At 39.8% G+C, this 22,825-nt stretch carries 13 protein-coding genes and 2 pseudogenes; 3 read left to right on the forward strand and 12 right to left on the reverse strand.

The window, feature by feature from the left end:
* Position 1: 1 nt before the first annotated feature.
* The 10 genes from mrcB to ACU8V8_RS13250 all read right to left on the reverse strand — a co-directional run bounded on the left by mrcB (position 2) and on the right by ACU8V8_RS13250 (position 11,431).
* A complete protein-coding gene (gene mrcB, locus ACU8V8_RS13205) occupies positions 2-2,350 on the reverse strand; it encodes a penicillin-binding protein 1B (RefSeq protein ID WP_446887818.1) in 2,349 nt (782 codons plus the stop codon).
* 172 nt (positions 2,351-2,522) lie between these two features.
* Positions 2,523-2,684 carry a YqaE/Pmp3 family membrane protein gene (locus ACU8V8_RS13210; RefSeq protein WP_087531003.1) on the reverse strand — a complete coding sequence of 54 codons (162 nt, stop codon included), beginning with the start codon at positions 2,682-2,684 and terminating at the stop codon, positions 2,523-2,525.
* A 148-nt stretch (positions 2,685-2,832) separates the two neighbouring features.
* A complete protein-coding gene (fba, locus tag ACU8V8_RS13215) occupies positions 2,833-3,897 on the reverse strand; it encodes a class II fructose-bisphosphate aldolase (RefSeq protein WP_087531004.1) in 1,065 nt (354 codons plus the stop codon).
* Positions 3,898-4,114: 217 nt separating this feature from the next.
* A complete protein-coding gene (locus ACU8V8_RS13220; RefSeq protein ID WP_446887819.1) occupies positions 4,115-5,290 on the reverse strand; it encodes a phosphoglycerate kinase in 1,176 nt (391 codons plus the stop codon).
* Between the two features lie 81 nt (positions 5,291-5,371).
* The gene (gene epd / locus ACU8V8_RS13225; protein ID WP_446887820.1) at positions 5,372-6,388 is read right to left on the reverse strand and encodes an erythrose-4-phosphate dehydrogenase; all 1,017 of its coding nucleotides are present in this window, start codon (positions 6,386-6,388) and stop codon (positions 5,372-5,374) included.
* A gap of 180 nt (positions 6,389-6,568) precedes the next feature.
* Entirely contained in the window at positions 6,569-6,829 is a 261-nt protein-coding gene (locus ACU8V8_RS13230; RefSeq protein WP_446887821.1) for a hypothetical protein, read from the reverse strand.
* A gap of 9 nt (positions 6,830-6,838) precedes the next feature.
* Positions 6,839-7,459 (reverse strand): 3'-5' exonuclease, encoded by a 621-nt coding sequence (locus ACU8V8_RS13235; protein ID WP_446887822.1) that lies wholly within the window; start codon positions 7,457-7,459, stop codon positions 6,839-6,841.
* A 24-nt stretch (positions 7,460-7,483) separates the two neighbouring features.
* A complete protein-coding gene (locus tag ACU8V8_RS13240; RefSeq protein WP_446887823.1) occupies positions 7,484-9,322 on the reverse strand; it encodes a DUF294 nucleotidyltransferase-like domain-containing protein in 1,839 nt (612 codons plus the stop codon).
* A 109-nt stretch (positions 9,323-9,431) separates the two neighbouring features.
* On the reverse strand, positions 9,432-11,156 hold the full coding sequence (locus ACU8V8_RS13245; protein WP_446887824.1) for a sodium:solute symporter family protein: 1,725 nt from the start codon (positions 11,154-11,156) through the stop codon (positions 9,432-9,434).
* An 11-nt stretch (positions 11,157-11,167) separates the two neighbouring features.
* A complete protein-coding gene (locus ACU8V8_RS13250) occupies positions 11,168-11,431 on the reverse strand; it encodes a DUF4212 domain-containing protein (protein ID WP_004586074.1) in 264 nt (87 codons plus the stop codon).
* Between the two features lie 384 nt (positions 11,432-11,815).
* On the opposite strand from ACU8V8_RS13250, the pseudogene ACU8V8_RS13255 reads away from it, so the two are divergent.
* Positions 11,816-15,255 (forward strand): annotated as a pseudogene (locus ACU8V8_RS13255) (PAS domain-containing hybrid sensor histidine kinase/response regulator).
* A 92-nt stretch (positions 15,256-15,347) separates the two neighbouring features.
* Here ACU8V8_RS13255 and ACU8V8_RS13260 read toward each other — a convergent pair.
* Both ACU8V8_RS13260 and ACU8V8_RS13265 read right to left on the reverse strand, forming a co-directional pair.
* Positions 15,348-17,997 (reverse strand): annotated as a pseudogene (locus ACU8V8_RS13260) (DUF2339 domain-containing protein).
* Between the two features lie 120 nt (positions 17,998-18,117).
* Complete coding sequence (locus tag ACU8V8_RS13265; protein ID WP_446887825.1) at positions 18,118-19,482, reverse strand: hypothetical protein; 1,365 nt, start codon at positions 19,480-19,482, stop codon at positions 18,118-18,120.
* A gap of 287 nt (positions 19,483-19,769) precedes the next feature.
* On the opposite strand from ACU8V8_RS13265, the gene ACU8V8_RS13270 reads away from it, so the two are divergent.
* A complete protein-coding gene (locus ACU8V8_RS13270) occupies positions 19,770-20,336 on the forward strand; it encodes an RNA polymerase sigma factor (RefSeq protein ID WP_446887826.1) in 567 nt (188 codons plus the stop codon).
* Positions 20,337-20,353: 17 nt separating this feature from the next.
* Positions 20,354-22,756, forward strand: a complete 2,403-nt coding sequence (locus ACU8V8_RS13275; protein ID WP_446887827.1) for a protein kinase domain-containing protein — start codon at positions 20,354-20,356, stop codon at positions 22,754-22,756.
* Positions 22,757-22,825: the final 69 nt, after the last annotated feature.

Here is a 22,825-nt window from a genome sequence, read left to right on the forward strand (position 1 = left end):
CTTAGCGCTGACAACTTGGCCTAGGTTCAAACTCTGCAGCGCGCAGTGGTAATTGGATTACCTTGCCACACCCTGGTGGGGCTTGCATTCCTGTTTGTTCATTAACAAATGCCCAACGAATTGTTGGGGGCCGAGTGTCTGCAATCGATTCCGGGTTCAATGGTTTTAGGTACCGAATATAGCTTTCAAGCGCCCCAACACTGCCTGTTAATCCGGTACTTTTATTATCATCACGACCAATCCAAGCTACTGTTACTGTGCTTTGATCAAATCCGGCAAACCAACTATCACGTAAATCATTACTGGTGCCTGTTTTGCCTGCTAATTGAATTGAAGGAAAATGTGCATTTAATCGCTTGGCGGTACCGTCTTTAGTCACTCGTTTCATGGCATACTTAGTCATATAAGCAGCCGCTTTATCAAACCGCGGCTCAGAGCGAACTTGGTGCTGATACAAAACCTTACCAACGGAATCAGTCAATGCTGAAATAGAGGTTAACTCTCGGTATTCACCATCCGCAGCAAGCGTTGTATAAAGTTGAGCAACCTCTAAGCTCGACATCTCAATCGCCCCTAATAGCAATGATGGGTATTGCTCAATATCCTGCTTAGCGCCAAGTTTTGATAATGTAGTTGCCACTTTATCAACCCCTACATCTAAGCCCAAATTAACCGCTGGGATATTAATACTTTTACTAAATGCTTTATAAAGAGGCATCATGCCACGGTATTGGTGATCAAAATTTTCAGGCTGCCAAACTTTGCCTTGCTGATTTGTTACTTGAACTGGAGAATCATCCAATAATGTAGCTAAATTATAATTAGGTGACTCAAGTGCTGTTAAATAAACTGCTGGCTTAACTAATGAGCCAATATTACGTTTAGTGTCAAGTACCCGGTTAAAACCTAAAAAGCGTGGATCTCGCCCTGCGACTAAAGCAGAAACACCGCCTTTTTCAACATTAACAGACACCATAGCTGCTTCTAATTGCTCTGTTGTCGCTCGCCTTTCAAGATACGGTAGGCTTTTCATGATGGCTTCTTCCATCGCGGCTTGCTTTTGTAAATCAAAATAAGTGAATACTCTCACCCCCGCATCAAGTATCTCTTGATCCGGTAATAATCGTTTAAGTTCACGATCCACCAACTCTAGATATCCAGGGTATGATTTAGGAAGACTATCTTTCATTGGTGCAACATCAATAGGTCGCTGCAATGCAGCACGATACTCGCGGGTATCAATAAGTTTATTATCAACCATAAGCCGCAGTACGAGATCACGACGTTCCATCGTGCGTTCGCTGTATCTTCGAGGGTTGTAATATGATGGTCCTTTCACCATAGCAACAAGCAGGGCTATTTGGTCATACTCCAGCTCATCTACTGGTTTAGAAAAATAAAACTCAGACGCTAAGCCCATGCCATGCACACCTTGGTTATAAGACTGACCAAGATACACTTCATTTAAATAAGCCTCTAAGATTTGGTCTTTAGAATAGCGATAATCCAAGATCAATGCGATAAGTGCTTCGTTGAATTTACGAATAAGGGTACGATCACGGGTTAAATAGATATTTTTAGCTAATTGCTGAGTTAACGTGCTGCCCCCTTGAACGGTGCGGCCAGCTTTAATATTACTATATAAAGCGCGCATAATAGATAAAACAGACACCCCATGGTGCTCATAAAACTTTTGATCTTCGACCACTAACAAGGTGTCTTTAAGCATTGATGGAAATTTATCAAGAGGCACAAACTCACGATCCTGTTTTGAATCATTACCAATACGGGCTATTTGCACTGGTTCTAAACGCGCGCTGTTTAGCCGTCTGCCAAATTTATCTTTGATCGTTGCTAATTTTTTCCCTGCAAAGCGCAGCTCAATTACTTGTGCACTCTCTAAGCCATCAAAAAACTCAAACTCACGGCGAAAAATTTTAATGCTATCGCCACTTTTTATATACTGACCAGTACGACTTAGCTTATTAACTGACGAGTAATTTAACCTATCAAGCTCCCAAAGCACTTCTTGGCTTGATAAAAACTGCCCTGGATAAAAGCTCATTGCACGAGCATATACTTGCGCAGGTAACTGCCACTTATTACCTTCAAACTGACGAGTTATTTTGGCGTCAAGGTAGATTAAATAAAGAGCCATAGCGACAACACCAGCAAGACTCAATTTCCAAAAAATAGAGAATAGTTTACGGCCAAAGCTTCGCGTATTAGTGTTTTTTGCCGTTTTTTTCTTGGAGGCTTTTTTTGCAGTTTTAGCTCTGTTGCTAGCTGCCTTTTTTACAGGGCGCTTTGTTGGGGTGTTTGATGAGCGAGGTTCTTTTTTATCAGCCATTGATGTTGTTATTAATTTCCAGAGGTTAATTTACAGGTGCGAGCTTAGCATATAGCTATATACCCAAGCCACTGTATATAGCATCTTGAGGTGGTTTGAGTATATTAACAGCTGTAAAGTTAACAGTAACTGAAACTTAATCGAAGCTACTTAATTTATTTCCAGCGATACCTTAACGTGTGCACAGCCAAAGTGCATGAATCACCGCAGGTATAAAAAAGATAAAACACAGAACGATATTAATAATTAAATCTTTACCTACACCAGCCTTTAAAAAAACCGCAACCGGAGGTAAAAACAACGACAAAATAATGAGTAGTAATTTATTATCCATGGTAACCCTTGTAATTGATATTTAACTACTTTAAAGCATAGCCTGTAATTAAAAATTAGCTACATGTATTTGTTTTAATAGTTTTTAACTGGGCATAAAAAAGCCAGAAACTCACAGAGACTCTGGCTTTTTGATTCAATTACTTAAATTATTTAATTTGCGGATCTAGTTCGCCTGTTAAATATTTAAGGTGCATTTCATCAAGTGAAATTGGCTTAATCTTGCTTGCTTGGCCTGCTGTACCAAATGACTCATAACGCGCAACACATATTTCTGTCATTGCTTTAGTTGCTTCAGCTAGGTATTTACGTGGGTCAAAGTTAGCTGGGTTTTGTGCTAAATGACGACGAATAGCCCCTGTTGATGCTAAACGTAAGTCTGTATCAATATTGACTTTACGCACACCAAACTTGATACCTTCAACAATCTGCTCAACTGGCACGCCATAGGTTTCAGGGATTTCACCACCGTATTGGTTAATGATTTCAAGCCACTCTTGTGGTACTGACGAAGAACCATGCATAACTAAGTGCGTATTAGGGATACGTGCATGAATCGCTTTAATACGATCAATTGCTAAAATATCATCTGTTGGTGGGCGAGTAAATTTATAAGCGCCATGTGAAGTACCACACGCAATTGCTAGTGCATCAACATGTGTTTTACTTACAAAGTCAGCAGCTTCTTCAGGATCTGTTAGCATTTGGTCTGTAGTTAATTTACCTTCAGCACCAACGCCATCTTCTTCGCCAGCTTCACCCGTTTCAAGTGAACCTAATACACCTAACTCGCCTTCTACTGATACACCACATGAATGTGCAAGTTCAACGGTTTTACGTGTAACATCAACGTTATAATCATAACTTGAAGGTGTTTTACCATCGGTCATTAATGAGCCATCCATCATTACTGATGAAAAGCCTAATTGAATAGAACGTTGGCAAACGCCTGGTGAAGTGCCGTGATCTTGGTGCATTACCACAGGAATATGTGGCCATTCTTCAATGGCTGCTAAAATCATATGACGAATAAATGGGGCACCAGCGTAGGCACGAGCACCTGCCGAGCCTTGCACAATTACAGGGCTGTTTGTTTTATCAGCCGCCATCATAATAGCGCGGATTTGCTCTTGGTTATTAACGTTAAATGCTGGTACGCCGTAACCATTTTCAGCTGCATGATCAAGAAGTTGTCGCATACTGATTAAAGCCATTGGGTATTCTCCAAATTGTCGATAGCTGCGCGCACGCACAAACTACCTAGTTCGAACGGAATAGTTTAATTCGATGCAATCACTGCATCACGATAGAATCGGCACTCGCCAAAGCTACCGGTTAACCAAAACCAACAATTAAATAAGGGTGAGAGGTATTTAATTAATGGTCTTTGCTGGTGCAAGTAATACTACTCACACCAGCGAGCAACTAACTTTACTTAGCGCGCTCTTCTAGCATAGCAACAGCTGGCAACTTTTTCCCTTCTAAAAATTCAAGGAAAGCACCACCGCCTGTTGAAATATACGAAACTTTATCTGCAATACCATATTTATCAATGGCTGCTAGCGTGTCACCGCCTCCTGCTATCGAAAACGCATTAGAGTCTGCAATCGCTTGTGCAATAGCACGTGTACCATTACCAAATTGATCAAATTCAAACACGCCAACCGGACCATTCCAAACCACAGTACCTGCATTAGCAATGATTTTTGCCAGTTGGTTTGCCGTATCAGGGCCGATATCAAAAATCATGTCTTCGCTGGTTACTTCGCTCACATCTTTCAATGTTGCAACCGCTGACTCTGAAAACTCATTTCCTACAACCACATCAGTTGGGACAGGAATTTCACCATTATTGCTTTTAGCAGCAGCACTTAATTTATTTGCTTCATCAATTAAATCAGCTTCATAAAGTGACTTACCTACAGGGTAGCCAGCAGCTGCAATGAAGGTATTCGCGATACCGCCACCTGTTACTAATTGATCAACAATGGTAGAAAGTGAATCAAGTACAGTTAACTTAGTAGACACTTTAGAACCACCTACAATAGCCACTAAAGGACGTGCAGGGTTATCAAGAGCTTTACCTAATGCATCTAGTTCAGCTGCCAGTAATGGGCCTGCACAAGCAACATCAGCATATACGCCAACACCATGAGTAGACGCTTGTGCACGGTGAGCCGTACCAAATGCATCCATAACATACACGTCACATAATGCAGCCAGTTTCTTAGCTAGCGTTTCATCATTTTTCTTTTCACCAACATTAAAGCGCACGTTTTCAAAAACAACCACTTCATTATCAGCAACTTCAACGCCATCTAAATAATCTTTTTCAAGACGTACTGTTTGCTCTAGTGCTTCATTTAGATAATCAACAACAGGAGCAAGTGAAAACTCTTCGTTGTATTCCCCTTCCGTAGGGCGGCCAAGATGTGACATCACCATTACTCTTGCGCCTTTTTCAAGGGCTAATTTAATACTAGGTAATGCTGCACGAATACGTGCATCAGAGGTCACTTTACCTGCTTTTACGGGTACATTTAAATCTTCACGAATTAACACGCGTTTGCCGTTTAAATCTAAATCTGCCATATTTATGACCGACATGGACTTCTCCTTAGTTAACGATACTGACTTGAGTAAAAACTTTTAATTATAATATTTAGCTATTTAACTTAGCTCTTTAATTTAGTTAGTTGCAACCATCATGCACTTTGCTGTGTCGAGCATTCGGTTAGCAAATCCCCATTCATTGTCACACCAGACTAATAACTTTATCAGTCGTTTATGACTAACACGTGTCTGTGTGCCATCAATAATACAAGAGTGTGCATCATGGTTAAAATCGACAGACACTAATGGTTCTTCGGTGTAACTTAAAATCCCTTCGAGGCGATCTTTCGCTGCGGCCTTTAATGCTTTATTGACCGCAAGTAAATCTACATCGGTATTAACTGTTACGCTTAAATCCATCGCAGTTACATTGATAGTCGGTACGCGTACAGCAATCGCTTCAAAACGACCATGGAATTTAGGCAAAATACGCTCAATACCACGGGCGAGTTTGGTATCAACTGGAATAATAGATTGACTCGCAGCACGGGTACGACGTAAGTCATGATGATACGCATCAATCACTTGTTGATCGTTCATTGACGCATGGATTGTGGTAATCGCCCCAGACTCAATCTCAAAGGCATCATCAAGTACTTTTATGACTGGCACTATGCAGTTAGTCGTGCATGAACCATTTGAAACAATTGTTTGCGCTGCGGTTAATTCATCATCATTGATACCATACACGATTGTGGCATCAACATCAGCATCTGCAGGTTGAGAAAATAGCACTTTCTTCGCACCAGCATTTAGATGTAACTGAGCATGTTCGCGAGAGTGAAACACACCGGTACACTCTAAAACAACATCCACATCCAATATTTGCCAAGGCAGTTCAGCGGGATTTTCCTCGCAGAATAAGGCGATAGAATCATCAGCAACGGTAATGCTATCTTCGCCAAGTGTTACGGGAAACTTAAAGCGTCCGTGCGAAGTATCGTATTTAAGGAGATGCGCGATCCCTTGAGGATCCGCCAGTTCATTTATTGCAACAATTTTGATCTCATCGTTTAAGCCTGATTCATACAGGGCACGAACGATATTACGACCAATTCGACCAAAACCATTGATTGCAAGTTTGATTGCCATTCGTTAGAAAATCCACTCTATTTGCTTGCAGATAAAGGCAACCTGCCTTTTTGATGCGCGTATTGTAATCGACCTTGGAGTTGAATATAAGAGGTAACGTTAAATAAATGTGTAGCACAAGTTTTATATCGCCCCAAATTTCCTAGGGCTTAGGCTCTACAGTTAGAAAAGATAAATTGTTTAACGCTTAAGTAGCTTGCGTATTAAACTTCCGGATACTAATGAAACTATCATAATCACAATACAATAAATGGCTAATATGCCTGATGACGTTGCCAGTTCTATTATTTGACCGTTTTCACCCATGCATAAGTTAGTTTTATGATTAATCGAGCCACCACTATCTAAACAACGATCCACTAATAAAAACCCATGTAACCACCATACTGTAATTAAACTGACTATCACACCAACTAAAGATGGCAGTAAATTATTTTTCATTGAAAGAACCTATAAATCAACTAGCTTTAAATCTTTACCTTGGCCTATTTGATAGCACTGCGCAAGTAATAACTCAGCCGTTGCAGTCGCATCGGTTAAAGCGTGATGATTATGATAGTCAGGTAACTGATAACGTGCTCTGCAAGCGGCTAATGTTAAATCATCTAAAGCTATTTCTTGCCCTTGATGGTGTAATCGCTTTTTTTCTATTAAAAAAGTATCTAGGATCAACCTTGGTTTAGCCACTATTCCCTTTGCTTTAAAAGCGTGTTTTAAAAACCCCCAATCTAAACTGGCATTATGAAACACTAAAATTGCATCATCAAAGTAATCACTTAACTTAGTTAGAATAACGTCTAAGCTTTGCCCTGTAATAATATCTTGTTGCGCGATACCATGAAAAACAGGGCTTTGCTCTAATTGTTGTACGTCTTTATTAATATAATGTGCAGCTTGGCTGAGCTTAATACACTGCTGTTCAATTAAAACCCATGCAACAGAGACTATCTCATGCTGTTTTACATCAAGTCCTGTTAGCTCTAAGTCGATAACAATAAAACGCTGACTAGCTGCACTTGTAGCTAACAGTCTCTTTTTTGATAAATAACGACTCAGCCAACGCTTAACCACTTTGACCCCTTAAAACGCGATACATTACAAACTCCCCCTAGCAAATTTAAATGCGGCCGCTTGCTGTGCTTGTTTTATTAAATAAAACGCTTCTTTGAGCTGATGGCGCTCCAACGAATTTAATTTATCAGGATTAATACAGTTACTCGGCAAGCCCTCTTCGTTAATTTGGGTGCGTAAACGCAATTGGGTTAAGAAACGCCAGCAATCTTTTAGGTTATATACATCCTGATTATTTAACAGTGGATACTTTAATAGTGCATCAAGACGCTCTTGTGTATTTGCTCGCCTTACTCCTGCTTTTAACGCATATAACCGGACTATGTCGTTAATGATCACCACTCCGCGTTTCTTTAAATCAATAAACTTGTGCTGCTTAGCATCTTTCTCTAACTTAAATTGATTAAACAAACCAATGGGTACTGCATTACTTTTTATATCATTGGCCATCGCAGCATAAAATAAGTCATTGCGAGATATACGGGTTAACTGCTCACAAAAACTGGTATAGAGCGAGTTTGAGCCTTCAATAAACCGTAAATCAAAAAATATTTTACAGTTTAGCATCGCCTCAGGTGTCGGACTTTTTATCCACTTAAAGAAACGTTCGCACCAATCTGAAATACCCATTCTACACAATTCACTGCTGGCCATGATATTACCGGGGCAGCGCCTAATTCCGCATTCTACAAGTTGCTCACACACAAATTCTCCCATACGGCGAAAGTAATCTTGATGCTGCGGTGTTAAGTCATCTGGTAATAACAAGCCATTATCTTGATCTGAGTGCAGAGTTTGCTCTTCTCGTGCTTGTGAGCCAAAACAAATAAAACTAAAACTGGTCGGCGCTGCCCCATTGTCTTCTTGAAATAAGTGAATAAGCCGTGACGTTAATGCATCGGTTAGCCCACTAAGTAATTTACCAATCAAAGAAATATCATCAATATTATGCGAAAAGCCACGAAGTAAGTCAGGTATTTCACCAGCATAACGCTTTAAATCACTAATATTATGCGCTTTATAAATGCGGCCAATTAATTGTACTGGGTCACTTTTTTGTTGGCGTAACAAGTCTGTACTGGTGATCATACCCAGTGCTTTATGGTGTTCATCTAATACTGGTAAATGATGAATATTATGTTTAAGCATTAAATGCAAAGCTGAAAAAACCCGATTATTCTCAAATATATACTTGGGCTTTTTACTCATTATTGTGCTCACAGCTTCTTTTGGCTCAACCTCATCTGCAAGCACGCGATTACGTAAATCACGATCAGTCACAACCCCAACCAGCTGTTCAAACTCTGTGATCATTATTGACGAAACACCGTGCATTTTCATTTTTTTGGCTGTTTGACGAATGCTCGCGTCAGGAGGTAATGTAACCGCTTTACGTGACATCAACTCGGATATTTTTTTCTCAGACCAACTTTCGTTTTGACTTTTATAATGGGAGGAAAGTAACCTATTAGCATGGGCACGAACAAAATATTGTTCAAATGACTTATATTCTCGACGCAAGAAATCAAAACTTTCTTGATTGAGCATATACACTATACCCTCTTTTTGCGTTTCTAAACGGTTTTGTATTGCCTCACCTGTTAACAAAGATGGAAAGCCAAAATAATCGCCTTGGGCTAAACGCATGATCACATCGCCTTTAGCATCGACTAAGTCATATAATCCAGAGCGAATTAAAAACAACCTCGGCGAGTCAGACTGCAGCCATTGCGATTGATTTTCTCGGGTCAAATAAATGCTATCTACATGGGTTACAAAATAATTGGTTGCGCTACTATCAATTTGACTAAATGGTGTTTGTGTTTTAACAAACTGGGCGACTTCCTGCTGCTCGTTATTCATAACTGTACTCGCAAATAATAAGGCCAGAGTAACTACATTACGCATATTAATAAAAAATAAAAAGCCCGACTTAAGTCGGGCTTTGGCTTAAATAACAATCAAGTCATTGTTAGTGGGCGTGTGCCTCACTAGAGCCTTTAGGATTACGAATACCTTCAACCATTTGTTGGATTTCAACTGGGGTTTCAGCAGTGAATTTTAATACTATAGCTGCAACAGCAAAGTTAATAACCATACCAACTAAGCCTATACCTTCTGGTGAAATGCCTAAGAACCAATGTTCAGGGCTGTTAAGTTCAGGGCTAACAAATTTGAAGAAAATGATATATGCCGCAGTAAAGGTAATACCTGTCACCATACCTGCTATCGCACCTTCTTTATTCATCGTTTTAGAGAAAATACCCATAATAATCGCCGGGAAGAAACTTGCAGCAGCTAAGCCAAATGCAAATGCCACCACCGACGCCACAAATCCAGGCGGATTAATACCAAAGTAAGCGGAAATAACAATAGCAATCATGGCAGCCAACCTCGCTGCGAGTAACTCTTGTTTATCGCTAATATCTGGCTTGAGAGTTCGCTTAAGTAAATCATGCGAGACCGATGTTGAAATAACTAATAATAAACCAGCCGTTGTTGATAGCGCTGCTGCAATACCACCGGCAGCCACTAACGCAACAACCCACGCTGGTAAGTTAGCTATTTCAGGGTTTGCTAATACCATGATATCGCGGTCTACGTTGACTTCATTTGCACTGTTAGGGTCATCAATTTTACCAGCGGTGTAGAACATTTTGCCATCACCGTTTTTATCATTAAAGGTAATAAGACCTGTTCTTTCCCAGTTTTTAACCCAGGTTGGCGCTTGTGCATACTCAGTACCACTGCCATCTTTACCGTTAATCGTATCAATCATGTTAACACGTGCAAACGATGCAACTGCTGGCGCTGTGGTGTAAACAATCGCGATGAATACTAACGTCCATGCTGCTGAAATACGCGTATCTTTAACACGAGGTACAGTGAAGAAACGTACAATAACGTGTGGCAAACCGGCAGTACCCACCATCAATGCACCTGTGATTGCAAATACGTCAATCATGCTCTTAGAGCCTTCAGTGTATTGAGCAAAACCCAGTTCAGCACTTAAGCCGTCAAGCTTATCCAGTACATACATGCCAGAGCCATCACTTAGTGTGGCACCAAAGCCTGTTTGCGGGAAAAAGTGCCCAGTCATCATCATTGAGATAAAAATTGCGGGTACTAGGTAAGCAAATACAAGTACACAGTATTGCGCTACTTGGGTGTAAGTAATCCCTTTCATACCGCCAAGCACAGCGTAGAAGAATACAATCACCATACCAATGTATACACCGGTCTCGATTTCAACTTCTAAAAAGCGTGAAAAAACCACACCTACACCGCGCATTTGCCCAGCAATATAAGTAAAGCAGATAAAAATGGCACATAAAATTGCCACTAAACGAGCGGTACGTGAATAGTAACGATCGCCGATAAAGTCAGGCACTGTAAACTTACCAAATTTACGTAAGTAAGGCGCTAAACACATGGCGAGTAATACATAGCCACCTGTCCACCCCATTAAGTAAACACCGCCATCATAACCTGCAAAAGAAATGATACCCGCCATGGAGATAAATGACGCGGCACTCATCCAATCTGCGGCCGTTGCCATACCATTGGCTAAAGGCGGAACACCGCCTCCCGCTACATAAAATTCTTTTGTTGACCCTGCACGGGCCCATATTGCAATGCCGATATACAGCGCGAAGCTTAAACCAACAATTAAAAACGTGAGTGTTTGAACATCCATTACTTAAGCTCCTATTCGTCTACGCCGTATTTTTTATCTAACGTATTCATTTTGAAAACGTAAACAAAAATCAAAGCCACAAAGGTGTAAATCGCGCCTTGCTGGGAAAACCAGAAGCCAAGTTTAAACCCAAAAAAGCGTACTTCATTAAGTACATCTACCAGTAAAATACCAAAACCGAAGGATACGACAAACCAGACTGCTAATAATTTAAACAGCAGTGAAATGTTTTCCGCCCAATAAGCTTTTGCTTGTTCTTCATCTTTAAAAGCCATTTTATATTCCTCATTAACACCGTAAAATGATGTGTGTGTTTTATGTTCGTATATAAAGTTAGCAATGCCTGAGCAAGATTGAATTGAGACCATGGTCGTAACAAGAGGTTAACGTTTACGTAAACTGCAGGTTGGAAATTGTTAATTAAAAGTAAAAAACATTAAATATCATCATGTTAAACATTTTCACCAAGTGATTATCACTATTCAGCAAGGCTATATTGTTGATCTGCGACATTAGTCGAATATATTTGCATGATATTGAAAACACAAAAAATATCATACACTTAAAATTATTGATGAATAAGTATAATAATTGACAGCTCAAATTATTTTTAATTTCTGGTATGGTATTAACTATCATAATAAAAACTGAATTATTCCATGACTGCTGCTCTAATTTTTGTTGCATTAGCCTATATTGGCGTGCTGTTCTGGCTTGCAAACTGGGGAGATAAAACCACTCCATTAGCAAAGCGCATTAGCCATCACCCATTTGTTTATTCATTTTCTTTAGGTATTTATTGCACTTCTTGGACTTACTATGGATCCGTGGGTACAGCAGCAACAAGTAGTTGGAGTTACTTACCTATTTTACTTGGTCCTGCGCTGTTATTTTTCTTCGGCCAAGGTTTTTTACGTAAGCTTGTACTGGTAAGTAAGAAACAAAATATCACCACCATTGCTGATTTTATTTCAGCTCGGTATGGCAAACGGCAAACAACGGCGATTATGGTTACTGTTATCGCTTTACTTGCCACCATCCCCTATATCGCTTTGCAGTTGAAAGCTCTTAGCAGCAGCTTTTTACTGTTACAAAGCGATAATAAAATATCAGGGTCTATGGTTGCGCTGTCAGCTACATTGATTATGACGATGTTTGCAATTTTCTTTGGCACACGCAAAGTCGACGTAACAGAATACCGCTCGGGTTTAATGCTAGCGGTAGCATTTGAATCTTTAATAAAACTACTAGCACTGGTTGCTGTGGCTGGTTTAGCTGTTTATACCTTATTTAACTTACCCACAGAGCGAGAGGTAATAAACACTGAATCTTTATGGCTGCATTGGAGTAGTTTTAACTTTTTTAGTTTTAACTTTATTGGCCAATCATTAATGGCAGCAGCAGCAATTATTTGTTTACCACGACAGTTTCATGTCACCGTAGTTGATAACCAAGATAAACGCCATTTATTTACCGCACGTTGGGCGTTCCACTGTATTTATTACTCACAGCTGCGATGATCTTGCCTATCGCCACAGCCGCTATTCACCCAAATATTGGCAGTAGCTTTTCACCTGACAGTTTTGTACTGGCACTCCCTTTAATGCACGACAATGTTTTACTCACCACCTTTGTATTTATTGGTGGGATCTCGGCAGCGACGGCCATGATAGTGGTCGCTACACTCACACTCAGCACCATGATTTCTAACGATGTTGTATTACCATTAATGCTACGCCGCAAGTTTAAACGCAACTTGATCACTAGCAGTTATCGTTCGCGCATTTTATTAGTAAGGCGTTTTACCATCGCTGGTATTTTAATTCTCTCGTATTTTTATCAGCAATGGTTTGGCCACGGCAAAGCTCTCGCAAGTATGGGGTTAGTTGCATTCTCATTGGTAACCCAATTATTACCCGCTATTATTGGTGGATTATACTGGCGAAAAGGTCATGCTTACGGTGTTTATGCAGGTCTTTTGGCAGGTTTTATTTGCTGGATTTTGTTTTTAATGTTACCAATTCTAGATGCTGGTAATACCCTGGATACCGAGCTACAACAAACCTTAATAACCCGAGGTACACTCATTGCCCTATTTGCTAATATTGGCTGCTATATCAGTTTTTCACTCGGAGCCGATGAACGGTTAATAGATAAAATTCAAGCGGCTGCTTTTGTTAACCCTAAAGAGCAAGCAGTGCTGGCAAGGCGTTTAAATAAAAACGTAAAAGCCACTGTGTATGACTTTAAAATTTTGCTACAAACATTTTTAGGCGTTCAGCGTAGTCAGCAGGTATTAGCACATTTCTCGCTCAGCCATCAATTGGGTGATAATAACAACCACCCTGATCCTGAGTTTATTGCCTATTGTGAACGCGCATTAACGGGGGTTTTAGGTGCCTCTTCTGCACAAGCTCTTATTCATACTGTGGCTTCGGGTAAACGCATGGCCTTTGAAGAAGTGGTTAACTTTTTTGATGAAACCACCCAAGCGTTGCAGTTTAACCAAAACCTTTTATTCACGTCACTTGAGAACTTAAGCCACGGTATTTCGGTAGTCGATAAAGACCTCAAACTAGTTGCATGGAATAAGCGTTACGCTGAAATGTTTAATTACCCAGCAGACTTTTTAGAAGTAGGCCAACCCATCGAAGATATTATTCGCTACAACGCAGAGCGCGGTGAGTGTGGGCCGGGCGAAATAGAGCGCCAAGTTGAAAAGCGTGTACAGCATTTAAAAAATGGCACATCTCATCACTTTATTCGTCACCGTAGAAATGGACTGGTATATGAAATGACAGGTAACCCACTGCCTGATGGCGGCTTTGTGACCAGCTTTTCAGACATTACCACGCACATTGCCACACAAAATGCGCTGGAAGAAGTAAATATGGATCTTGAAAACCGCATTGAAGCACGTACCCAAGAAATTCGTACAATCAATAAAGATCTCGAAGCACAAATTGAAAGCCGCGTACAAACAGAGCAAGCACTTACTTTAGCCAAACGTGAAGCAGAGCAAGCAAATGACAGTAAAACACGATTTTTAGCGCTTGCGAGTCATGATATTTTACAACCACTAAATGCGGCCCGCTTATATTTAGCAGCCATTGATGAAAGCTCCTTGGCAGATAGCAATATCAATAACTTTGAAAAGCTTGGTGCGAGTCTCGATTCAACTGTACATTTAATGTCAGCCTTACTTGAAATTGCAAAACTTGAACAAGGCGCTATGACCCCTTCTCCACGTCATTTCAGTATTGATGATATTTTAGCGCCACTGCGTAACGAATACGCTATTTTATCGAGCGAAAAAGGCTTGCAGCTGCATGTGCGCTCTGGACAACAAATAGTCCATAGTGACATCACTTACTTACGCAGGATTATCCAAAACTTAGTGTCTAACGCGGTTAAATACACTGAAAAAGGCCGCGTTTTAGTCGCATGTCGTAAACGTAAACACCACCTTCGCATCGAAGTATGGGACACAGGGCCTGGTATTAGCGAAGTAGAACAAGCAAAGATATTTAACGATTTTTACCGTATTGAAGCCGGCGACAATAAAGGTGTAGGCCTAGGTTTAGGCGTAGTTAAACGTATGGTTGATTTACTTAGTTTACGTTTAGAAGTGCACTCAACAGTCAATAAAGGCAGTCGTTTTAGTATTGAGGTTCCTTACGGCGACAGCCAATTTGTGCAGCAAAAGGCTGCCACTAACAGCTTGTTTGAAAACCGCGCGGCTATGAATGTAATAGCCGTGGATGATGACCCTGAAAATTTAAATGCCATGGCGAGCTTATTACAGAAGTGGCAAGCTGATCACCAGTTGTTTGACCAAGTTGAAACGGTTATGGAGTACGCAAAAGAACATAAAGCGCCAGATGTTATTTTAATGGACTATCAGCTTGGTCATGACTGCGACGGTATAACACTTATTAAAACATTACGTGAAATTTGGCAAAGCCCAGTGCCCGCTATTTTAATTACCGCGGTGCGTGATGATGAACTAAAACAAGCAACTAAAGCCGCTAATATTCATTATTTATCAAAACCGATAAAGCCTGGCAAATTAAAAGCACTGCTTAATCACAGTACGTGACGTGCTAGGCGCTAGGCAAAAAAATTAAACTGGTTCGCGCTAAAAACATAAGTACACCTAGCAATTTTTCTAGGTGTACTGTTTTATTAAAATCAGCTAACTCGCGCTTTACTTCTGAGCTTTTGAAACAACCAGCTCAAACCGACGAGCGAAAGCCCCAGCCCAATAAATGATACCGCTTTGAGTAAACCCGTCAGGTTTGCCATATCAATTAAAAACACTTTAACTATTACTGCGCCAAGAATGCCTAATCCAACTTTTTGTAACATCAGTTGTTGTTTTAAATGCCCTGAAATGACCACCAGCGCGCCGAGTAATAGCCAAATAATCGAATAACTATAAAGCTCTGCGTCACTGGTTGTTTTAGCTAAGTAAATATACGCCCCCTGCCAATACTGGCGTATAAGTGCGGTAATTGCTAATGCAGCTAAAACGCCCGCTATTGCCAATATTATTTGGCTAAGTTGAGTATTTACAGGTTTTACTAGTGTGGCTAACCACAATGCTAAAGCACTTGGCACCAGCCACATCATCAGCACCCAGTTAAACATTGGAGTTTCACCCACATACAAGGATGTTAATAATGGGTTTTCATTAAGTGCAGTGCTCACTAACAGCAGCCCAGCTAAAGCCGATAATATTAAACCCGCTATTGTGTATAACTTACCCAACTGCCCTGCACTTTGTGCGCGATATAAATAAACACAACCTAACGCTAGCCAATTACAGCTAAGTAATACTTGCTCATAAAAACTTAAAGAGCCAAGTTGTGGATAATGCCCAACTAATTGATAGCTAGTTTCGGTAGTGATAAATAATGCTAAACAATGCAGTGCAGCCCCTTCGAGCCAAATTTTCATATCGGTTTGTTGCCATTGTTTTGCGGCAAACCAAAATAATCCAACAGCAATGGGATAAACCACTATGCTCCAGTGCATTGAAAGAAGCGTTAAATTTGTATAACCCTCCATCCACGGTGCAAATGTTAAACGAGCAAGTACTGCTGCCACGAGCGCTTTAATAGGCCAGTGCGGCATAGGCACTGTGTGACGTTTAACGAGCAAACTAATAACCAATACCTGAATAGCCAGCGCAAGCGTGAGGCCGCTATCAGCTAATAACATAGTTAAACACAAGGTGACATTAGCATTAGCACCAATCCAATAACTAAACTGCTGCCATTGCGTGTGGGCATTTTGTGCACGTCTGATTAATACGCCACTGCCAAGCAGTAATAGTACTGTCCATAATGAATACGCTACTGCTAAGTCTTGCTCTGGAGTTAAGGAGTAAAGCGTCGCGACTAAAGTAAACATGCTAAATGCAGCCACTAAGTGAAAGCTTAACCGTTTATAATAACGCGCACCAAAATACAGCCCGTATAAACAAAAACCTATACCGAGCAATAAACCAAGCCCATAGATATTTTTAAATATAAATAAATGCTCGTTACTATCAATAGTATAATTATGCTGAGTTACAACCAGTAAAACAGCAATTAACAGCGCTAAACCTTGCCATAGATCCCAACGGCTATTTTGTAGCACCAAAAATAGCAACATGACAATTAAACACACCATCACAATTTGCCATTGCATACTCGCCATAGAGATTGCTATCGCTATCAATAATGGGACCACAATCGCTAACAATAATAGGTGATCCGGCTGTAATTTTAATAAACGTTTTAAACTATGTGGGCGGTACTCCAATAAACGTAAAGTGATACCCAAGCGCATCATTGCAATCAAACCTATAATAGTTAACAGCGCAAAACTACCCACCAACCAATACTGAGTTGGTTTTATCACACTCAGTGCCACCCAATACCAGCCAATGTGCCCAGCCCAAAGTAAATACCATAGCCAATTACGGTTTACCCTTTTCGCCACAAGTACAGCTGATAAAGTAACAAACCCAATATAGGTTAGCAGCGCTGCCAAATTGCCACTTCCCGTATTAACCCATATAGGCACGCTATAGGCGCCAACGATACCTAACACCGCTAATAAAGGCCCTAAGCGCAGTGCCATTGAGCTTGCCGCTAATGCAATAATGGCTAACATAATAAAAGCAACGGTTGAACTTAACATCCCATAACTTGAATAGGCGAGCAGCGTTAATGCAAAGCAACTAATAAATCCGCCACCAGCTAAAGCCGCGGGCACATAATTAGTAAAGCCTTCAAAAACAATGCCTTTACGGTGTAAAAATTCAGCAACTGCAATTAGCATTAAACCAAATAGTCCACCGACGATAAGACGTAAACTAGGTGATAATATACCTGCATCTAAGCTGTATTTTGCTAAAAAGATGCCACCGAAGGCCAGTGCGACACCACCTATCCAAGTCATCCAATTTTGTTGCAGTTGATTTTTCAATTCAGCCAAGAATGTATTGAATGCAGAGTGAGAGCGCTTATTAGTTGCTGGGGGACTATTAACTGTATGCCTATGCGTGGATGTAGTTGTAGTTTGATTTAAGGTAACAGGTTGCTGATTAGTGACATCAGACGCTAATTTAGGTTCAGTTGGGTGCGAATGTGATTGCTCAGATGCAAATCTTGCCACAGCAGTTGCTGGCTGACTCGAAGTTTTAGAAATCACTGAGTGCAGTTGTTTTTTTTAAAAGCGCAACTTCTTGTTGTAGCGCACTTACCTTTGTTAAAGCGATTAAACCGGCGATAGATCCGATTACAACCACTAACGATAGAATGACAATTAAACCAAGCACGTCGTCCATGTTTTAATCCCTGACTACTTTCATTCCCCCTTATAACGTAAACTGTAGTGAAAATACAGCCATAAACCTCAGCTGCTTACAACGCAGCTGAGATTTAATAGATTTATTACTCTACTGAGATTACTCTACAGAATCAGTCACAGTGCGCTCTAAGGTCATTTTAAAACCTGTGCTACTCGTTTCATCATGTTCTAGGATTAAAATGTAATTACCTTCTTGAGTAAAATCCATATCCCCTTGCTGCATTAAGACTATTTGCTGCCCATTATCTTCATACAGCACGTAAGTGGTATAGACTTCATTATCAACAACTTCATCTTCTTGGTCATATTTATCAAGGCTATCAATATAGTTACTGGCATCATCGACTGTCTCACCGTCTAAAGTAAATGCAATATCAACATTCGTAATATCTTGTCCGGCATAGGTATCAAGTAAGTTAACCACTGTTACATTATGGTTATAACTACTAGGCGTCAGTGACTCTACAACGGTAAGCATACGCGGGCCGTAGTCTTTATCATTGTAAAAAATCCCCACGTTACTTTGCTCTCGCTCTAATGTTAGTAGGTAATTATCAACAATTGACGTGCCCTCATCATCCATCATCGCAATGCTGAAGCTATTTGGATTAAGCTCAATATAATCAGAAAAAGTATCATTTTGCGTTAGTTCTGTAACATGACTTTCGTCACCACGGGTTACAGTAAAACTGGCTTGTTGGTAGTCATCTATCGTATTAATAAAGCGCAGCTGCCCCTGCGCAGATTGATGCTTAAGTGATATCACTGAATTACTTGAAGTAACAACATCCAATGTTATACCTTCATCTTCAGTTGCATAACTTGGACGGATCATCGCTACGTAGCTTGATTCATCATTAAAATATACTGTGGCTGATTCAAAAATAACATCTGTGCTACCACTTTGAGTAATGTAAATAGTGTAGTAGCCTTCTTCAAAGGCTTGTAGCGATAGCTCGTTCAAATAAGTGGGTGATGCAATGGGTTCTGCGGTATCGAATAAACCATCCTCAGTCGCAATATAGACATCATAATTACTACCCTCACCTGAAATATTAAACCAACCTAAATTAAACTCATCTTCATCACTACTTGTTGGTACATCTAACTCAGTAAAATTAGGTTCTGAAAAATCACCGCTCATAACCCATAACTGAGTTTGATCATCTTTTATAGAAACTGATTCTTCTTGAATTGTAATATAGCTATCGTTGGCATCAACATATTCAAAAGAAACGTCGTAGCTTGTAGAGCTATAATTGTGGCGTGTTGTTACATCACCAAAGTAAGTACCAGAGCGTTCAGTTTCATCTACAAACAAACGTGTATAGGGACTATTGTAAGAACCATTATAAAGTTGAATGTAGCCACTGTTGCTACTTGATGAGTCATCCCCAGAACATGCAGCTAATGTTACAGCCAAAGTAGTTATTAAAACAGTTTTAAATAAAGGGCGGTGCATGGAATCATTCCTTATTGTTAATAGTGCTAATGAGACCATAAAACTGACTAAAAATTTCAACTTTTACAAAGCATTACCCATACTTACAGTTCCTTACATATTCGTAATAAAGTGTACAAATGTGCAAATAAAGCGCACATATTTTTACACATAATCTCACTTACATATTCAAAACAACTAAATTTTGAATATAGTTGTGAAAAACCACTACAAAAACACAATGTTAACAGTTGTAATCAAAGGCATACAATTGTACCGTTATAGCCTATGATCTTAAGGACTTTGAAATGCAAACACCGTTAGAAGAGTTAATACATGGATGGCAGAACGGCTGCACCAAAAGCGCTGACGAATTAAAGTCACGTCTTTATTACCATTTAAAACAAATTTGCCATGTACATCTAAAAAGCTACCGCGATGATATTGACTCTACTTATGTAATACAGCATTTACCCCATACAGGATCCTTGTTACATCAATCACTCATTGAGTTAATCCCACCACAAAAAACACTCGCGCACGAAACTCAATTTAATGCTTACCTTAGCTTATTTATTCGCAATGTTTTACGTGATGAAATTCGTAAATTTCAATCAAAAAAGCGAACACCAAATGATGTTGACGTAGCTCAAGAGGATAGCCAATTAAAGCATCAGGAAAATTTTTTAGCTCTGGATAGCGCATTAAATCATCTAGAAAAAAACCACCCGCAAAAGGCGCAAATATTTTCAATGCACTATTTTTTAGGTATTGAAAGCAAGACCCTCGCTGAACAATTTAAAGTATCCCTTGCTACCATCTACCGCGAATTAGACGCAGCAAAAGCGTTTTTAAGAGTACGTATAGAACAATAATTAAAAAAGAAGAAAACATGAAATTTAATGATTCACTCAGTGTATTTGAATACTTACTTAAAGAGCACCCTAACAACCTTATTGATGGGTTAGAAAGCCTCGAAAATATAAACAGCACTCTCTTTAGCGAAGTGGAACAGCTAATTCTTGCTCATAATCAAAATCAACAACAAACACAGTTCCATCAATCTATTAGCCATTCAACCGAACTATTAAATGAAAATAGCAAAATAGAGGACTTGATAGGTAAGAATATCAGCCACTTCACATTACAGAGACCATTAGGCTCAGGGGGGATGGGTGTTGTTTATTTAGCGCACAGAAATGATGGTAAATTTGAGCAAACCGTTGCTATAAAAATTATATACCCAACTATTACTGCATTACATGGTCCGCAAAACCTAACCCGCGAAGCACAATATTTGGCATTATTGAACCACCCAAATATAGCTGGCGTGCTAGACGCTGGCGAATGCGAATTTGGCATGTACATGGTGATGGAATATATTGAAGGGACAACGCTTTTAAGTTACTGCAATGAACAAAACTTAAATACTAAACAGCGACTCTCTTTATTTTGTAAAGTCTGTGATGCTGTTAGCTATGCTCACCAAAACCGGGTGATACATGCAGATTTAAAACCATCAAACATCCTCGTTAACAAGCAAGGTGAGCCAAAACTCGTTGATTTTGGTGTTGCTCGTACAATAAATAATGAACAAACTGACTTTGTTGTTAACGAGTATATCAAGGCTTTAAGCCAAGAGTACGCCAGCCCTGAGCAGCTTGCAGGGCAAACGCTTACAACTCAAAGTGACGTATATAGTTTAGGAAAAGTACTCGCTAGTACAATTAAAGAGAGCTCTCATGAGCTACAAGGAATTATTAAACACGCATCATCTGCGCAGGCAACTCGTTACGCAACTGCACTTGAACTTAACACCGATATTAAACGATATTTAAGTTCGGAGCCGATAAGCTTGAACACTCATTATCGATATCGATGTAAAAAGTTTATTCAACGTAATCCACTTACAACATTACTTGGTATAAGTCTTATTGTTGCATGTGTTTTATTTACAAATACATTATGGCAAAAAAACATACATTTAAAGCAAGAAAGAGAAACCACTGAATACGTGGCAGATTTTTTGATTAATGTATTCGAATCTGCAGATCCAGCCGCATACGATGGACATGAAATAAGTGCACAAGACTTACTACTCGGCGCAAAACAGCGCCTTAGTAATGAAAATGATTTACTGCAATCACAACCTAAAGTCGCATTATATTTAGCTAAAGCGCTAAGCGGCGTTGGTGAGTATGCGAGCGCGCTTGAGCTACTCGCGTTAAGTAACAATAACAGTCTTGATATTGAAAAAGCGCTAATCAAAGCACAAATTTATATTCAAAAATCAGAAATAGAGTCAGCCCAGCAGGTTTTATATTCAATACAAAAAGAGCCTCTCTCCCCTAAAAGGCGTGTTCAATACTTTAATAGTCTGGCTGATATTCTTTTTTATAGCGACCAATATGAGCAGGCACTTGCTAAATTACAAACAGCCGAGCAATTAGCTATTAAGCATAAGCTTTACAACGCAGTCATTGCCATAAAAAACAAACGTACTGCCATATTTCAAGAGCAAGGAAAGCTAGTAGAGCAATTAGCAGAAGCAAAACTAGCTGTAAAGTTTAGCGAACAACACTTCGTAAAAAATTCAGCTGAATACTTAAATGCTTTATTTACATTACAAAGTGCCTATTCTGCCAATGAAAATTTTGATGCGGCAAAAGTTTTACTTGAAGATATATATAAAGTTCAAGTCAAAGTATACCCAAAAGATCACCCAACCTTAGCACTAACTCTGAACGAAATGGGAAATAACTTTTCACGCTTAGGTGAGTACAACGATGCTATACCACTACATAAACAGGCCATTGCCATGGTAGAAGAGCGCTATGGTAAAAAACACATAGATTATGCTTACGGCTATGGCTACTTAGGCAATGCCTATGGTTATCAAAAACGTTTTGAAGAAGCTATTAATGCTTATAACGAATCACTTGAATCAAATACGTTAATGTACGGCAAAGTGCATACAAATACTCTGACCTCAGCAAGAAATTTAGGATTAGCTTACTCTGAAATGGGCAATCAAGTAAAAGCCAAAGAAATCTTAAGTGAGACGCTAAAACAAACTCTTACTCTGTATCCTGAAATTTCATACCGTAGTGCATTAGTTCAAACAGCTTTAGCGCGAGCTTTACTAGAGTTAGAAGAGTGGCAACCAGCTAAGGTTCACCTTGAGCATGCCGCCGAAGGCTTTCGCCAAAGCCTAGGTGAAGACAGCATTCGTTATACTCGAACCATAGAAAGACTAAACCTCGCAAATGAAAAGCTAACAGCGGGGTTAATGTAAATCCAAAGAGCTTTGATTGGAGCTACTTGCTCAACACCAATCAAAGCTCCTATGCCTATTTATGTATGG

It is taken from the genome of Pseudoalteromonas sp. SaAl2 (genome assembly GCF_052947895.1).

What these genes read in the sequence shown, in the direction of transcription:
- ACU8V8_RS13250 (WP_004586074.1), bottom strand. Translation starts at nt 11,431, where the DNA reads ATGGCTTTTAAAGATGAAGAACAAGCAAAAGCTTATTGGGCGGAAAAC.
- epd (WP_446887820.1), bottom strand. Translation starts at nt 6,388, where the DNA reads ATGGCAATCAAACTTGCAATCAATGGTTTTGGTCGAATTGGTCGTAAT.
- ACU8V8_RS13265 (WP_446887825.1), bottom strand. Translation starts at nt 19,482, where the DNA reads ATGCACCGCCCTTTATTTAAAACTGTTTTAATAACTACTTTGGCTGTA.
- ACU8V8_RS13270 (WP_446887826.1), top strand. Translation starts at nt 19,770, where the DNA reads ATGCAAACACCGTTAGAAGAGTTAATACATGGATGGCAGAACGGCTGC.
- ACU8V8_RS13240 (WP_446887823.1), bottom strand. Translation starts at nt 9,322, where the DNA reads ATGAATAACGAGCAGCAGGAAGTCGCCCAGTTTGTTAAAACACAAACA.
- fba (WP_087531004.1), bottom strand. Translation starts at nt 3,897, where the DNA reads ATGGCTTTAATCAGTATGCGACAACTTCTTGATCATGCAGCTGAAAAT.
- ACU8V8_RS13245 (WP_446887824.1), bottom strand. Translation starts at nt 11,156, where the DNA reads ATGGATGTTCAAACACTCACGTTTTTAATTGTTGGTTTAAGCTTCGCG.
- ACU8V8_RS13275 (WP_446887827.1), top strand. Translation starts at nt 20,354, where the DNA reads ATGAAATTTAATGATTCACTCAGTGTATTTGAATACTTACTTAAAGAG.
- mrcB (WP_446887818.1), bottom strand. Translation starts at nt 2,350, where the DNA reads ATGGCTGATAAAAAAGAACCTCGCTCATCAAACACCCCAACAAAGCGC.
- ACU8V8_RS13230 (WP_446887821.1), bottom strand. Translation starts at nt 6,829, where the DNA reads ATGAAAAATAATTTACTGCCATCTTTAGTTGGTGTGATAGTCAGTTTA.
- ACU8V8_RS13210 (WP_087531003.1), bottom strand. Translation starts at nt 2,684, where the DNA reads ATGGATAATAAATTACTACTCATTATTTTGTCGTTGTTTTTACCTCCG.
- ACU8V8_RS13220 (WP_446887819.1), bottom strand. Translation starts at nt 5,290, where the DNA reads ATGTCGGTCATAAATATGGCAGATTTAGATTTAAACGGCAAACGCGTG.